Raw genomic sequence first — 14,926 nt, 5'->3', positions numbered from 1 at the left:
GTAGCTGAAGAAATATTGTGCTTTAGCCAATAAAAGCAAGGTTTCAGGTAGCCTGAATCCATCTGGGTGCAAGCGCACCGTATTCAATCAAAGGCTACCTGAAAACCTTCATTTTTCAGGTAGCCTTTTTATATTAAAGAGCAACGGCCTTGTTCAATTCATCACCGCCTGGCCGTGCAGCAGGGCATTAACCAAATCGTCGCTGATGAGCATCGGCAGTTCGGATTTGTCTGCCCACAATACCAAGAGCGACAGCACTTTTACATGTGCACCGGTGAGGGGTTCGTCTGCCTTGTCTGCCAAGTGCATCAGCGCCAGCAGCACAAATTCCCGCTGTTCCACAGAAAGCGCGCCGTTTTGCACCAAAAAGTGCAGCAAACCCAAGGCCTCGGGCGGCAAGGCGGCGAGTTCTTCGGGCAGATACACGCGCATCGCCTGCTCTTCGCGGAAATTGCGGTGCAGCGAGCGGCTGCGTTCTTGGAGCACGTTCATAAATAATAGCGTATCACGAATTTCCTCATCCTGGAAACCCACCTACTCCAAGAGGCTGCCCAAGGCCTCGCTGGGCGGGCAGGTGTCGAAGTCTTGGAAGTTGTTTATCAAGAAGGCAATTACGTCAATCATTTGGTATTCCTATTTGGAGCAATACGTTGGTAGCGGCCGCCGGAGAGTGGGGCAATTTGGCCGTTGATTTCTAATAAAGTCAGTTCGGCATACACATCGGCGGCGGGCAGTTTGAGCATTTCGGCCAGGCTGTCGGGGTGTACCGGGTCGTAGCCCATGGCTTGCAGCAGCAGTGAGGTTTCCGTTTCGGATGGCTCCGGCGCGGTATCGGTTAAGACGGGCTGCTCGTTTGGGAGCGATTCAGTTTCACAATGCTCGCCAGCTTCATTTTTATTTCGCAGAAACTCGCTGCGCTCACTTTCAGGTAGCCTTTTGGTTTGGGCTGCCGTTTGGCGGTTAGGCGATGCGGTTTGCGGCAGCTGCGGGCATTCTTCCAGAATATCGGCCAGCGTTTCGGTGAGCTTCGCGCCCTGCTTAATCAGCGCGTGGCAGCCTTTGCTGTGCGGGTTGTCGATGGAGCCGGGCACGGCGAACACTTCGCGCCCCATGTCTGCCGCCAGCCGCGCGGTAATCAGCGAACCGGATTCCAAAGCGGCTTCCACCACCAGCACGGCAGAGGAGAGCGCGGCAATCAGGCGGTTGCGGCGCGGGAAGTTACCGGCCAGCGGGCGCGTGCCCAAGGGGAATTCGGAGAGCACGCAGCCTTCTTCGGCAATGCGGTGCGCCAGCGCTTTATTGGCCACGGGATACACGCGGTCGATGCCCGTGCCCCACACCGCCACCGTGCCGCCCTGCTTGCGCAACGCGCCTTCGTGGGCGGCGCTGTCGATGCCGGCGGCCATGCCGGATACGGTTACGATGCCGGCTGCGGCCAAGGCTTCGCCAAACTCACCGGCAATCCGCATCGCCTGCGGCGTGGCGTGCCGGCTACCCACGACGGCCACCGAAGGCCGATGCAGCCATTCGGTGTTGCCGCGGGCAAACAATAAGGGCGGGGCGGTGATGCCTTCGCCCAATTGCGGCGGAAAATCTGCGTCGCAAGCCAACAATAAACGGCAGTTTGCCTGCTGCTCCCATGCCAGCGCGGCTTCGGCGGCAGCCTCGGCCTCGTGGCGGCGGCTGCGCCAGGCTTCCTGCGCCGGGCGGCTGGGCAGGATGGCGGCCACTTCCTGTTCGGCTGCCCACACGGCGGCTGCCGAACCGTAGTGGCGGCAGAGTTCGTAAAACGTTTCCGCGCCGATATACGGCATCAGCGCAAGCTGTATCCAAGCCAAACGTTCTGCGGAGTTTTCCATGTGTTCTGTGTGTATGGGGAATGAAGTTGAGGAAGCGAATCGGCGGCTGCCGAACGGTATCGGACAGACTTCAAGCAAGTTTCAAGCCAAGAATGGCAGATTATAAATAACATATTGTTTAAAATGGATAATATGCAGCCCTATACGCCATATGCGTGCTTGGCGGTGGGGCGGTTTGGCGTTTCGCTATATAATGCGCACTTTGCATTGCCAAGGCCGTTTGTATGTCGCTCAAAACCGTGAAGAAATCCCTGCTCGTGCCACATTCTGCCGAGCAGATGTTCGAGCTGGTGGACAAAGCGGAGGATTATCCGCAGTTTCTGCCGTGGTACAGCCGCACCGAAATCATCGAGCGCAGCGGCAACGAATTGAAAGCACGGCTGTTTATGGACTATATGGGCGTGCGCCAATCATTTGCCACGCACAACCGCAACATCCCCGGTCGCGAAATCCGCATGGTGTTGCTGGAAGGCCCGTTTAAAAGCCTGAACGGAACTTGGCACTTCCTGCCCTTGGGCGACGATGCCTGCAAAGTGGAATTCGAGCTGCACTACGAATTTTCCAGCCGCATGCTTTCCGCGCTCATCAGCCCCGTGTTCAGCCACATCAGCGGCACGCTGGTAGACGCTTTCGTGAAAGAGGCAGGCCGCCGCTATGCCTAACGATACCCCGCTCCATATCGAAGTGGCCTATGCTGAACCGGGCAAACAACGCCTGCTGGCTTTTCAGGTAGCCTGCGGCACCACCGCGCGGCAGGCCGTGCTGCAATCCGCCTTGCCAACCGAATTTCTGCACGTGGATTTTGCCGCCGCGCCCATCGGTATCTTTGGCAAAAAAGTGGAAGACAGCACCCCGCTGCGCACAGGCGACCGCGTGGAAGTGTACCGCGCTCTGCTCATCGACCCGAAAGAAAACCGCCGCCGCAAAGCCGCTGCCAAACAGAAAAAAGAGGCTACCTGAAAATCAGGCAAACTATTTTCAGGTAGCCTCTTGCACAGGAAAATACGAGCACAATGCGCCCAATCAAACTCATCCGGCCGGCCGCCATACCGGCTCTAATCCTTACCTGTCTCAGCCTCAGTGCTCATGCCCAAAGTGAACACCCTATGCCCCTACCAGACCCCGACCCATCCATCAGCAGCTTCGCCGCCATCCCCGCAAACGAACTGGAGCGTTTAAAACAAGCCGCCACCGCAGGCGACAGCCAAGCCGCATTGAAATTGTCCGCCCATTTCGATTTCTACGAGCAAAACCATGAGGCAGGCCTATACTGGCACATCAAAGCCGCCGAGCTGGGCCACCTGCAAGCCCAGGCCAACCTCGCCCACATTTTCTTCGACCAATACCAAACCGACCGGCAAGCAGCCACGCTGCACAACGCAGAAAAATGGGCGCAGACCGCCCTCCAAAACGGCGCTGGTGCAGATATAAACGAACTGCTGCAAAACATCCGAGCCGCCAAAGCAAGATAAGGCTACCTGAAAACGAGCGCAGCGAGTTTCTGCGTAGCAAAAACGAACGCAGCGAATTCCTGCGAAGCTAAATTTTCAATACACCAGCAACAGGCTACCTGAAACCCCAAGCAGCCTTATCCACACCCCATGTCCACACCATCCTTCCACCTCAACCCCCAGCAGCTCGAAGCCGTGTATTATCTCGGCGGCCCCCTGTTTGTGCTGGCCGGGGCAGGCAGCGGCAAAACCCGCGTGATCACCGAAAAAATCGCCCACCTCATCCGCGAAGTGGGCTACGCCCCGCACAACATCGCCGCCATCACCTTCACCAACAAAGCCGCCGCCGAAATGCAGGAGCGCACCGCCGCCATGCTCGGCAGCCGCCAAACCCGCGGGCTTACCGTCTGCACCTTCCACTCGCTGGGCATGCGCCTCTTGCGCGAAGAAGCCCAACACATCGGCTACAAACAAAACTTCTCCGTGTTCGACAGCTCCGACAGCGGCAAAATCATCGCCGAGCTGCTCGGCAGCAGCGGCCGCGACGCCGTCTTCCGCGCCCAGCACAGAATCTCCCTGTGGAAAAACGACCTGCTCACCCCCGAGCAAGCCTTTCAGGTAGCCTCCAACGAATGGGAACGCCAAACCGCCCGGCTCTACGCAGGCTACCAGGAAACCCTGCACAGCTACCAAGCCGTCGATTTCGACGACCTCATCCTCCTGCCCACCCGCCTGCTGCAAAACGAAGCCGGCATCCGAATCAAATGGCAGATGCGCCTGCTGCACCTCCTGGTGGACGAATGCCAAGACACCAATACCTGCCAATACACCCTCATGAAGCTGCTCACCGGCGCCGAAGGCCGCTTCACCGCCGTGGGCGACGACGACCAAAGCATCTACGCCTGGCGCGGCGCCAACATGGAAAACCTCCGCCTGCTCCAGCAAGACTACCCCGCCCTCAAAATCATCAAGCTCGAGCAAAACTACCGCTCCTCCGCCCGCATCCTGCGCGTGGCCAACCAAGTTATCGCCAACAACCCCAAGCTCTTCCCCAAAACCCTCTGGAGCCAATACGGCGAAGGCGAGCCCGTGCGCATCATCGCCTGCCAAAACGAACAACACGAAGCCGAATACGCCGCCGGCAGCATCATCCGCCGGCGCAACCAAAGCGGCGGCAGCCTCAACTACGCCGACTTCGCCATCCTCTACCGCAGCAACCACCAAGCCCGCCTGTTTGAAGAAGCCCTGCGCAGCGCCCACATCCCCTACCGCGTTTCCGGCGGCCAAAGCTTCTTTGACAAAGCCGAAATCAAAGACATCCTCGCCTACCTGCGCCTACTCGCCAACCCCGACGACGACCCCGCCTTCCTGCGCGCCGCCACCACTCCCAAACGCGGCATCGGCGACGCCACCCTCAGCAGCCTCAACCGCTACGCAGCAGCTGCCTCCTGCAGCCTCTACGCCGCCGCCAACACCGCCGAAGCCCTAGCCCAACTCCCCGCCGCCGGCCGCGAAGCCCTGCGCCAGTTCACCGCCCTTATGCAAAGCTACCAAAGCCGCGCCCAAAGCGAGCCCGCAGGCAGCCTCATCCAAGAGCTCCTGACCGACATCCGCTACGAAACCTACCTGCTCGAACACGAAGAAGGCAAAAGCGGCGAAATCAAATGGCGCAACGTGCAAGATTTATGCGCCTGGCTGGCCAGAAAAGGCGAACAAGACGGCAAAACCCTGATCGAACTCTCCCAAACCATCGCCCTGATGAACCTGCTCGACAGCCGCAGCAAAGAAGAAACCGACACCGTCACCCTCTCCACCCTGCACGCCGCCAAAGGCCTCGAATACCCCCACGTCATCCTCGCCGGCTGCGAAGAAGGCCTCTTCCCCCACGCCGACAGCGTAGAAGAAGGCAACCTCGACGAAGAACGCCGCCTCATGTATGTCGGCATCACCCGCGCCAAACACAGCCTCACCCTCACCCACTGCGTCAAACGCCGCCGCCAAGGCGGCTGGCAATTCCCCGAGCCCAGCCGCTTTATCGGCGAAATGCCCCAAGCCGACCTCAAAATCCTCGGCCGCAAAGGCGGCGAACCCATCGTGAGCCACGAAGAAGGCAAAGCCAACCTGCGCAGCATGCTCGATATGCTCAACGCCAAAATGGAACAGAACAAATAAACACATAGCGGGCCGAATGGGCTTCCGATACAAAGCAGCGAGCCGCAGACAGCACAGAAGCACGGCAAGGCGAACCCAGGCCGTAGCGAAAGCCCAGCCGGTTTGCCATGCCACCAAAAGGCTACCTGAAAGCGTAAGCTTCAACGGAGTTAAAACGAGCGCAGCGAGTTTCTACATAGTAAAAACAAGCGTAGCGAGTTCCGCCAAAACAAATACCGTGAGTTTCTGCGCAGCCCAAACGCAGCTTCAACGAAGATAAAACCCGAGTACGTGCGCTCCACACACCTACCCATACAAAACATCGGCTTGCCAGCCGCCGCCCCAGCAAGCTACCATGCCGCACATCAACCGATACGACCCAATCCGGAGCCCAAATGGATTCCCCCGCGAACACGCCGTACCGCCGCACCACACAGCAACACCGCTACCGCCAGCATGGCCTTCATGCTGCGCACAGCGGTGTTTTTGTTTGACGGGTGCGGATGGGCAAGAGGCTACCTGAAAACAAGCGGTGAAGATTGGTGCAGAGCAAAGGAAAGGTTTTCAGGTAGCCTCAAGAAGGGAAGGCGCCTACCGAAGGGCTACCTGAAAAACAAGAAACTTCAGCGAAGCGAAAACTTAAAAGCCAAGTCTGCAATCAGAAAGCACCTCCCAAACATGCCGAAAACTTTTCAGGTAGCCTTATAGGCAGACCGATTCAAAACCCAGCCAAATTAAGCAAAGGACACCCTACCCCATGTTCACCTCGCGCGATCTCGGCCGATTCCTCTATTCCCTGTTTAATGTTTTGGAAGTTATCGGTATCGTGGCTGCCATCGTGATAGCAATCATTGCCTCAGTGGTGTGCTACCACATCAAACCGCAGTGGATGCAGAAACACCGCTGGCTAGTGCCCGTTCCTGCGCTGATTGTGTTGTTTGTATTCCTCGTTATTCCCTATTTTCTGCAAAAAGAGCGGGATGCGCAGCGGCAGCAGGAATTGCAGCGGGCGAGAGCCGAACGCGCAGCATGGCGCAAGCAATACTACGAGCCCGCCAAAGCCCGCTTCGACCAGCTATGCCAAAACGCCGGCGAGAAGATCTACCGCACGGCGGACAATGTGGACGGCATCCTGCTGCTGAAAGTGCGCGGGGATGACGAGAAGTATCAGAGCAACCGCTACAACCCGCTGAAAGACCAGATGTGGGAGGATGCGGCGGTGGAGAGTGAATCAAGGCGTGAGAATTATATTAAAAGTTTTTTGCCAAGTAGATCTAATGTCTTCTACAGCTATGTTGATGTATTGCAAAAAGATCAATCTGTTACCCGTTATATGGCTTGGTCGAAGAACGGGAGTTGGATTGTCGATAAGCAAACTAATCCCCATCCCCGTGCCCGCTATGCCGTTACTTACGAGAACGATATTTCCTGGGAAAACCGCAAACATTGGATAGCGGGAACAACCATCAAGATTATCGATACCCAAACCAATGAATTGATGGCTGAGAAAACCATGTATGCCTTTGTGCCGGAATTAGGCTATTCCAAATTTGAGCAGAATCCAAACCCTTGGGGCAGAGGCGAGCGATGTCCTGGTGAAGACCCATATGACCAAAAAGCAATTACCTTTTCTAGTAAGGTGCTAATTCCATTAAATCAATCTAAAGCGGAGTTTATAAAATGACTAATCAACAAAATCAGAGCCAGCGCCGCCCCTGCCAATAGAATGGGCCAACCGGCTGGCGCAACCAATCCGATCTATCGCCAACACCTCCGGCCATCAGGCTACCTGAAACCCGCTAAACATCCTACCTGCTGCATTAAAAGGCTACCTGAAAACATCAATTTCGGCGAAGCAAAAACAAACCCGCGGCTTGCGCCCGTCCCCCGGCCCGCCTATATCGGGCGGGGAAATAGTTTTCAGGTAGCCTCACCCATGGCGGCTGCCGATATCCGTAGGGCGGGTTTCACACCCGCCCGCCGTTTGCCGCGCCAAATGCCAAGTATCCGTGCCTCAAAAGGCTACCTGAAAATCGGATTACGCCTGCGCCCAAGGCAGGCGCGTATGGCGGAATGGCAAAACCGGCGCCGCATGGCCTGGCCCTGATTTTGTGTGCCCACAATAAAAAGCAGCCCCACCCGCTGTCGGCTGGGGCTGCTTTTGCTTTCCGGCAAACCTTATTTCCGCAGGCTGGCAAAGATGGCCAGAATGGCTATGGCGCCCAACGTGGAGGCAATCCAGCCTGCGGGCTGGCCGATGGCATACCAGCCCATCGTCTGCCCGACCCAGCTGGCCAGCACCGATCCGCCGATGCCGAGCAGCGTAGTCATGATGATGCCCAGGCGCTGCCCGCCCGGATACAGGAATTTGGCCAAAACGCCGATGATGAAGCCGATGATAATGGTGCTGATCATGGTGGGTTCTCCTCTTAACAGCAGTGATAGCGGATGAAAATCGCCATGTTACGCGTCGGCCCGCCTTGGCGTACTGCCTGTACGCCCTACGGCCCGCCGCTTGGCATCATTTTCATTTGAATCCGCTGATAGGTGGCATACATATCAGGCAAATATCCGGCTTTTCAAGCGGGCTACCTGAAAGCGGAGCTTCAGCGGAGTTAAAAAAGGGCTACCTGAATTTCGGCTTGGCCAGCACGCAGAAATCATTGTCACTGCGTTGGCGCTTGCATTTTCAGGTAGCCTCTTTTTCCGGCTAAGGCAAGGGGCTAATCCCTACCAAAGCTGTTCCTGCGACACTTCCTGCAGGCCTTGGCGCACGCTGGTGCCCACGCCTTTGCCGAACAGGCGGCTGATGTCGTCGGCAGGGGTGTAGTCCACCAGCTCGGGGGCTTTGATGATGTCGCGCGATACGCTGTAGATGTCGCCCAGACCGTCGATGAGGCCGGTTTTGAGCGCTTCGTTGCCGGTGTACACGCGGCCACTGAACAGGTCGGGATTATCCGCTTCGTTCAGGCGTTTGCCGCGCCCGTCGCGCACGGCTTTGATGAACTGCTGGTGGATGTCGTCCAGCATGCCTTGCCAGATGGCGGTTTGCTCGGGGGTCTCCGGGCTGAAGGGGTCGCCCATGCCTTTGTTGCTGCCGGCGGTGCGCTGGCGGCGCTGGATGCCCATATTGCGCATCAGGCCGGTGAGGTCGAAGCCGCTGCCAACCACGCCGATGCTGCCGACGATGCTGGATTGGTCGGCATAGATTTTATCGGCGGCGGCGGCGATGTAGTAGCAGCCGGAGGCACACATGTCTTCGGCCACCACATACACGGGGATGCCGGGATGCTCGGCGCGCAGGCGGCGGATTTCGCGGTAGGCCACGCCGGATACCACGGGCGAGCCGCCGGGGCTGTTGGCACGGATGATGATGCCGCGCACCTGTTTGTTTTTATAGGCGGCTTCCAAACCCTGGCGCAGTTTGCCGGCCTGGTTTTCTCCGGCGGTAATCGCGCCTTCGAGTCGGATGACGGCAGTGTGCGGCTCGGCGGAGGCGGGGTTGAGGCTGCCCATCTTGCCGAAAACGGCAAACAAATAGAGTGCCAGAAAGGCGATGAGCAGCAGGCGGAAAATGAGCTTCCAAATACGGGCGCGGCGCTGCTCGCGGTAGGCTTCGAGCAGGAGTTTTTCCAGCGTGTCGCGCTCCCAGTTGCCGCTGTTGGGCTCGCTATTGCGGCGGATGATGTGTTTCATGGGGTAACTTTCTTTGCATGATGTGGAAAGCCGAAAGGGCTACCTGAAAGCATTCGCTTCAACGGAGTTAAAAGGTATGCGCCTGATTCCGGCGGGAAAGGGCGGCTATTGTAACACGCGGCGGCCGGGGTAATTTCAGGCAGCCTAGGCGGCGGCGGGCAGCTTGATAATATTTGTTCATATTTTGTTTGAATTTGTTGCTTACAGGCTACCTGAAAATATAGAAAGCCTTGAAAACAGGTAGATATTGGCTATTTATATTACAATCCGTCTCTTTATAAACCTAACGGAACACACACCATGCGCCACCGCAAACTGGGCCGGCAGCTCGCCACCTTCCGCCACACCCTCACTTGGACCTTTCTCGCCACCATTATCTTCCTGCTGCTGATGTTTATCCTGAATGCGGGCATAGGCAAAGACATCCGCGCCTCAGGCGACCCGGCCAATGTTGTGGGCTGGTTTAACATCTTGTTCATCGCTTGGTATGGCATTTATGTGGCGGGGCAGTTTAGGTCGCGCCTCACGCTGTACGAACACGGCTTTATCCTGCAAACCCTGTTTAAAGAACATGTTGTGGTGTATCGGGAAATTCGCGGCATTCAATCCAAATTCTCGCAAATCGAATCGCCCGGCTCGTTTATGCATGCCCGCATCGACACGCCGCAAGGTAGTGTGCTGCTGAAAAACAACTGGAAGCCGCGTAGAGATTTCTACAATTTCATCGCGCAATTCCTGTTTCAGGATGATGAAGACGATGTCATCTTCCACTAAGCAGATTAAGGAAAAGGCTACCTGAACATTTCAGGTAGCCTTTATTCATCTGATCACAACAAACTATTTTTCAGCCTGCTTCTCAGCTTGCAGCCGGGCTTTGCGCTCTTCCAGCCAGTGCTCCAGATAATGGATGCTCACGCCGCCTTTGGCGAAGCCGGGGTCGCGGAACAGGTCGTCGTGCAGCGGGGCATTGGTTTTGATACCGCTCACGGTGAGCTCGGAGAGGGCAACGCGCATTTTGGCTATGGCCTGCTCGCGGTTTTTGCCATACACGCAGATTTTGCCGATGAGGCTGTCGTAGTTCGGCGGGATGCGGTAGCCCTGGTAGATGTGACTGTCCACGCGCACACCGAAGCCGCCGGGCAGATGGCAGCTGGTGATGCAGCCCGGGCTGGGGATGAAGCTGTAGGGGTCTTCGGCGTTGATGCGGCACTCGAAGGCATGGCCTTGGATCACCACGTCTTTCTGTTTGTATTGCAGCGGCAGCCCGGCGGCGATGCGCAGCTGTTCCTGCACGATGTCGATGCCGGTAATCAGCTCGGTTACGGGGTGTTCCACCTGCACGCGGGTATTCATTTCGATGAAGAAGAATTCGCCGTCTTCATACAGAAATTCAAACGTGCCGGCGCCGCGGTAGCCGATGCGTTTGCAGGCGGCCACGCAGGCTTTGCCGATTTTCTCGCGCTCTTTGGCGGTGATGCCGGGCGCAGGCGCTTCTTCGATTACCTTTTGGTGGCGGCGTTGCATGGAACAGTCGCGCTCGCCCAGATAAATGGCGTTACCGTGCTCGTCGGCCAGCACCTGCACTTCCACGTGGCGCGGGCGTTGCAGGAAGCGTTCCATATACACCATCGGGTTGCCGAAGGCGGCCTCGGCTTCGGCCTTGGTCATTTCCACGGCCTTAATCAGGTCTTCTTTCTTTTCCACCACGCGCATGCCGCGCCCGCCGCCGCCGCCGGAGGCTTTGATGATCACGGGGTAGCCCACGCGATCGGCGGTTTGCAGGATTTCGTCGGGGTCGTCGGAAAGCGCACCGTCCGAACCGGGCACGCAGGGCACGCCGGATTCGAGCATGGCTTTTTTGGCGGACACTTTGTCGCCCATCAGGCGGATGGTTTCGGCACGCGGGCCGATGAAGATGAAGCCGGATTCTTCCACCTGCTCGGCAAAGCGGTCGTTTTCGGCTAGGAAGCCGTAGCCGGGGTGGACGGCGTCGGCGCCGGTTACTTCGGCGGCGGCGATGATGGAAGGAATGTGCAGATAGCTCTGCGCAGAGGGGGCGGGACCGATGCAGACGGATTCGTCGGCCAGCTTAACGTGCAGGCTGTCGTTGTCGGCAGTGGAATGCACGGCCACGGTGGCGATGCCCATTTCGCGGCAGGCGCGCAATACGCGCAGGGCGATTTCGCCACGGTTGGCGATGAGGATTTTTTTCAGCATAATCTTTGCCTTATGGTTTTCAGGTAGCCTTTATGCCGCAGCAGGAGGCTACCTGAAAAATTATTCGATGATAAACAGCGGCTCGCCAAACTCTACCGGCTGGCCGTTTTCCACCAGAATTTCTTTCACCACGCCGCTGCGTTCGGCTTCGATTTCGTTCATCAGCTTCATGGCTTCGATGATGCACAAGGTGTCGCCGGCGTTCACGCTCTGGCCCACTTCCACAAACACCGGCGCGTTCGGGCCGGGGGCGCGGTAGAAAGTGCCCACCATGGGCGAGGTTTGCGCTTTGCTCAAATCGCGGGCGGGGGCGGCAGGCGCGCCTTCGGCTGCAACGGGCGCGGCTGCGGCAGCGGCGGGAGCCGGAGCGGCGGCCACGGCAGGCGCGGCGGCATACACGGGCTGCGGGGCGGCCAGCGAGCGGGTGATGCGCACTTTTTCTTCGCCTTCGGTTACTTCAATCTCGGCAATGCCGGATTCTTCCACCAAGTCGATGAGTTTTTTGAGTTTGCGTAAATCCATAATCAGAGGTCCTTTTAAGGGATTCGGAGCCGGGCTTTAGCCGGCCTGTTTTTGTTGCAAGTATTCAATGGCGAAATCCAGCGCGGCAGTGTAGCCGTGTGCGCCCAGCCCGCAAATCACGCCCTGCGCCAAATCGGAAAAATAGGAATGGCGGCGGAAGGGCTCGCGGGCGTGCACGTTGGAGAGGTGGACTTCGATAAAGGGTTTGCCGGCGGCGGCGAGCGCATCGCGCAGGGCGACACTGGTGTGGGTGTAGGCGGCCGGGTTGATGATGATGAAGGCGGTATGGTCGGCCATGGCCGCCTGGGCACGCTCCACCAGCACGGCTTCGGCATTGCTCTGCACGGCTTCAAAGGCAAAACCGGCGGCTTCGGCGCGCGCCTGCAGGCCGGCATTGATGTCGGCAAGGGTGGTGCAGCCGTAGATTTCCGGTTCGCGCCGCCCCAAAAGATTGAGGTTGGGGCCGTGCATAACGAGGATGGCGGGTTTCATGCTGGAGGGCAGTTTAAATTCGGTTGAAATGAATAATCGCGCCTGAAAACGCGCTTTGCCGCCGGTAGGGCAAGATGCGCATTTTCGGCGATAGTGGGGGAAATGTCCAGTTTTTGTATTTATCTGTATGGAAACAGCAGGGTTTGTAAAGCAGGAGGCTACCTGAAAACGCCGGCGGCGCAGAAATCCTGCCGCGCTGCATTTTCAGGTAGCCTCCGTTTTTTGGGGCGAATCAGGCTTTATTTATGGTCGTGCTGTTTCAGAATCTGATAAAGCTGGTCTTTCAGCTGCAATTTCTGTTTTTTCAACACTTCCACTTCTTCCAGATTGCCGGTAATCGGGTTTTTGGCCAAGTTGGCGATTTTTTCGTCCAGCTCGTTGTGTTCGTCGAACAGGCGGGCGAAGCGTTTGTCGGATTGTTTGAGCTGGCTGATGAGGTCGCGGTATTCGGGGAACATTATTTTCTCGCTTTCGGGTTGGTTAAGGGTTGAACAAACTTTTTATCTTGCCTGCCACTTTACCATAGCCAGCGGGAAAAATCGAACGGCCCACGCCTTTATTCGTTTTATAATGAAACCCCCGAAACTATATGCCTTGCCGCCATGCCCGAAATCGAAAGCCACCCCTTCCCCGCCCTGCTGCCGCCTAAAGCCACCGTGATGATGATGGGCACCTTCCCGCCCAAGGCGGAAAAGCACGCCATGCAGTTTCACTATCCCAATTTCATCAACGACATGTGGCGCGTGTACGGGCTTGTGTTCTTCAACGATGCCGCGCACTTCCAAAAAATAGGCGAAAAAGCATTTGACGCGGAAAAAATCAAAGCCTTCCTGCACGAGCGCGGCATCGCCTCCTGCCCCACCGTGCTCAAAGCCGTGCGCGAGCAAGACAACGCCTCCGACAAATTCCTGCGCGTGGTGGAAACCGTGGATTTGCCCGCCGTACTCGCCCGGCTGCCGCACTGCCGCCATATATGCACCACCGGCGGCAAGGCCACCGAAGTGCTGCTCTCCCTGCTGCCCGATGCGCCAAAAATGCCGAAAACCGGCGAAACGCTGCCCTTCACTTTGGCCGATCGGCATCTTACCCTCACCCGCCTGCCTTCCACCTCGCGGGCGTATCCGCTGAGTTTGCAGAAAAAGGCAGCGGCATATCGGGCGTTTTTCGAGATGGCAGGATTGGTATAGTTTTCAGGTAGCCCTTCAAGGCGGCTTGAGGCTACCTGAAAATTGGAAGGACGGCAGGCATAGTTTGGTTACACCAACGGCTAATCCAACCTAATCTTGCCACCAAGAAAAAATATGGCCATTAGAAGCAATTCAAAACAATCTGTTAAACACGGAGCCCTTATGTATTTATCCCAAATTCAATCCATTCCTGAAATCAAAGCATGCTACGATTCGCTATTTGAGCGCTACAAATATTATCAAGACCACCCTGAGGAATTAAAAGCGATTGTTGAAAAAACGTTTACTCAGGTAACATCTTGGAAAATTGCTAAAAATGGCACTGCCGCCTATCCTACGCCATACATCATGGAACTGATGGGGCAAGGATTTAAAACGCCAAGATTATTGAAAAAACCGTTTATTTCATTGGCAGAGGAAGCAAAACGAGGTTATGACAGTTATGGTTTCTGCGGCGAAAAATTATTATTGGACATCAACCCATTGCAAGATGACGCGGATGAAATCCTATCATGCTACATTTATGAAAATGAAAAGATAACCAGATTTGGTATCCGTTATAGGCATTTTGAATTATTACAAAACAATTGCCTTACTTTTCCTTATAGGAATCAATTTTCGCGTTTTGAAGTTCTGGCTGTGGAAGATTTTTTCTGGTTATCGGATACCGTGCAAGTTTCAGTTGGTATTAATTACCATCTTGGTTATTACACCAGTGCATTCGTATATGATGCAAACAAACAATTAAAGTACGTTGTTCAAACCGTACATTACCATGATAGTGTACGAAAGCAGAATTTGGGGCGCGAGCGTGCCGAATTTGTATCCGTGCTGCATTATGATGAAAAAGGGAAACTGAGCCATATTACGGCCGTACCAAATACTTGATTCTTTAAATGGGCAGGAAAACACTTGCTGCCTGCACTCCCCTTTCAGGCTACCTGAAAAGGCAATAGAGAGCAGGCTGGGTTGATAAGCCCACCGTTTTTCAGGTAGCCCATCCCTTCTTTCGGGCTACCTGAAAAGGCAGCCTACTCAAAGCCGTTACCCAGGGCTATAATCTGCCCCCTTGAGTCGGGGTGCCGCCTTGCGCGGCTGAGAACATACCCGTTGCACCTGAACCGGTTAATGCCGGCGGAGGGAACTCGCGGCCGGTTTGGGCGGGATACTGCCCGGTTTGATTGGCCGCAGGCGGCAGAACGGATTCTGCCGCGGCAACGTGATGATGCGCTCCGATTTATCGGGGCGTTTTTTGTTGCCTGCCGTCCTGAGCATGGCATGCAATCTTCGCCTGTAAGCAACTGTGTTTTCGCAGTAAATATTTTTCAGGTAGCCTTCCGACGGTAGCGGC

The 14,926-nt window shown here is 56.3% G+C and carries 17 protein-coding genes, 1 pseudogene and 1 riboswitch; of the genes and pseudogenes, 10 read left to right on the top strand and 8 right to left on the bottom strand.

The features are described 5' to 3' along the window. Positions 1-153: 153 nt before the first annotated feature. Both A7Q00_RS11570 and dprA read right to left on the bottom strand, forming a co-directional pair. Positions 154-534: a DUF494 family protein gene (locus tag A7Q00_RS11570; RefSeq protein WP_425387516.1), complete on the bottom strand. Its 381-nt coding sequence runs from the start codon at positions 532-534 to the stop codon at positions 154-156. Between the two features lie 86 nt (positions 535-620). Then, positions 621-1,859, bottom strand: coding sequence for a DNA-processing protein DprA (gene dprA, locus A7Q00_RS11565; protein WP_064090674.1), 1,239 nt, complete (start codon positions 1,857-1,859; stop codon positions 621-623). Positions 1,860-2,083: 224 nt separating this feature from the next. On the opposite strand from dprA, the gene A7Q00_RS11560 reads away from it, so the two are divergent. The 7 genes and pseudogenes from A7Q00_RS11560 to A7Q00_RS13775 all read left to right on the top strand — a co-directional run bounded on the left by A7Q00_RS11560 (position 2,084) and on the right by A7Q00_RS13775 (position 7,568). Beyond that, positions 2,084-2,521 carry a type II toxin-antitoxin system RatA family toxin gene (locus A7Q00_RS11560; protein WP_064090673.1) on the top strand — a complete coding sequence of 146 codons (438 nt, stop codon included), beginning with the start codon at positions 2,084-2,086 and terminating at the stop codon, positions 2,519-2,521. Continuing rightward, positions 2,514-2,819, top strand: a complete 306-nt coding sequence (locus tag A7Q00_RS11555) for an RnfH family protein (protein WP_064090672.1) — start codon at positions 2,514-2,516, stop codon at positions 2,817-2,819. The genes A7Q00_RS11560 and A7Q00_RS11555 overlap by 8 nt, the downstream gene beginning before the upstream one ends. A 146-nt stretch (positions 2,820-2,965) precedes the next feature. Further along, positions 2,966-3,331, top strand: coding sequence for an SEL1-like repeat protein (locus A7Q00_RS11550; RefSeq protein WP_064090671.1), 366 nt, complete (start codon positions 2,966-2,968; stop codon positions 3,329-3,331). Positions 3,332-3,460: 129 nt separating this feature from the next. Beyond that, a pseudogene (locus tag A7Q00_RS14390) lies at positions 3,461-4,204 on the top strand (UvrD-helicase domain-containing protein); the annotation flags it as partial. A gap of 24 nt (positions 4,205-4,228) precedes the next feature. After that, entirely contained in the window at positions 4,229-5,482 is a 1,254-nt protein-coding gene (locus A7Q00_RS14385; RefSeq protein WP_425387518.1) for a 3'-5' exonuclease, read from the top strand. 736 nt (positions 5,483-6,218) lie between these two features. Beyond that, positions 6,219-7,145: a hypothetical protein gene (locus tag A7Q00_RS11535; protein WP_064090668.1), complete on the top strand. Its 927-nt coding sequence runs from the start codon at positions 6,219-6,221 to the stop codon at positions 7,143-7,145. A 42-nt stretch (positions 7,146-7,187) separates the two neighbouring features. Further along, the gene (locus tag A7Q00_RS13775) at positions 7,188-7,568 is read left to right on the top strand and encodes a hypothetical protein (RefSeq protein WP_156503820.1); all 381 of its coding nucleotides are present in this window, start codon (positions 7,188-7,190) and stop codon (positions 7,566-7,568) included. A gap of 71 nt (positions 7,569-7,639) precedes the next feature. Here A7Q00_RS13775 and A7Q00_RS11530 read toward each other — a convergent pair whose 3' ends face one another. Next, positions 7,640-7,876: a GlsB/YeaQ/YmgE family stress response membrane protein gene (locus A7Q00_RS11530; protein WP_064090667.1), complete on the bottom strand. Its 237-nt coding sequence runs from the start codon at positions 7,874-7,876 to the stop codon at positions 7,640-7,642. 315 nt (positions 7,877-8,191) lie between these two features. Then, complete coding sequence (locus tag A7Q00_RS11525) at positions 8,192-9,157, bottom strand: S49 family peptidase (protein ID WP_064090666.1); 966 nt, start codon at positions 9,155-9,157, stop codon at positions 8,192-8,194. Between the two features lie 300 nt (positions 9,158-9,457). On the opposite strand from A7Q00_RS11525, the gene A7Q00_RS11520 reads away from it, so the two are divergent. Further along, positions 9,458-9,931 (top strand): DUF6585 family protein, encoded by a 474-nt coding sequence (locus A7Q00_RS11520; protein WP_064090665.1) that lies wholly within the window; start codon positions 9,458-9,460, stop codon positions 9,929-9,931. Between the two features lie 63 nt (positions 9,932-9,994). On the opposite strand, the gene accC is transcribed toward A7Q00_RS11520, so the two are convergent. From accC to A7Q00_RS11500, 4 genes are all read right to left on the bottom strand, one after another. Next, on the bottom strand, positions 9,995-11,374 hold the full coding sequence (gene accC / locus A7Q00_RS11515; RefSeq protein ID WP_064090664.1) for an acetyl-CoA carboxylase biotin carboxylase subunit: 1,380 nt from the start codon (positions 11,372-11,374) through the stop codon (positions 9,995-9,997). A 60-nt stretch (positions 11,375-11,434) separates the two neighbouring features. Further along, entirely contained in the window at positions 11,435-11,896 is a 462-nt protein-coding gene (gene accB / locus A7Q00_RS11510) for an acetyl-CoA carboxylase biotin carboxyl carrier protein (RefSeq protein ID WP_064090663.1), read from the bottom strand. A gap of 36 nt (positions 11,897-11,932) precedes the next feature. After that, on the bottom strand, positions 11,933-12,388 hold the full coding sequence (aroQ, locus tag A7Q00_RS11505) for a type II 3-dehydroquinate dehydratase (protein WP_064090662.1): 456 nt from the start codon (positions 12,386-12,388) through the stop codon (positions 11,933-11,935). 239 nt (positions 12,389-12,627) lie between these two features. Continuing rightward, the gene (locus tag A7Q00_RS11500; RefSeq protein ID WP_064090661.1) at positions 12,628-12,846 is read right to left on the bottom strand and encodes an HP1242/YdcH family protein; all 219 of its coding nucleotides are present in this window, start codon (positions 12,844-12,846) and stop codon (positions 12,628-12,630) included. A 144-nt stretch (positions 12,847-12,990) separates the two neighbouring features. Between A7Q00_RS11500 and A7Q00_RS11495 the strand changes: the two genes are divergently transcribed. Beyond that, a complete protein-coding gene (locus A7Q00_RS11495) occupies positions 12,991-13,575 on the top strand; it encodes a hypothetical protein (protein ID WP_064090660.1) in 585 nt (194 codons plus the stop codon). A 162-nt stretch (positions 13,576-13,737) separates the two neighbouring features. Further along, positions 13,738-14,463, top strand: coding sequence for a hypothetical protein (locus A7Q00_RS11490; RefSeq protein WP_156503819.1), 726 nt, complete (start codon positions 13,738-13,740; stop codon positions 14,461-14,463). 177 nt (positions 14,464-14,640) lie between these two features. After that, a riboswitch (TPP riboswitch) is annotated at positions 14,641-14,735 on the top strand. Positions 14,736-14,926 lie beyond the last annotated feature (191 nt).

Source organism: Eikenella halliae, assembly GCF_001648475.1.
Taxonomy (GTDB): domain Bacteria; phylum Pseudomonadota; class Gammaproteobacteria; order Burkholderiales; family Neisseriaceae; genus Eikenella; species Eikenella halliae.
This window is presented reverse-complemented; position numbering and strand designations above follow the sequence as displayed.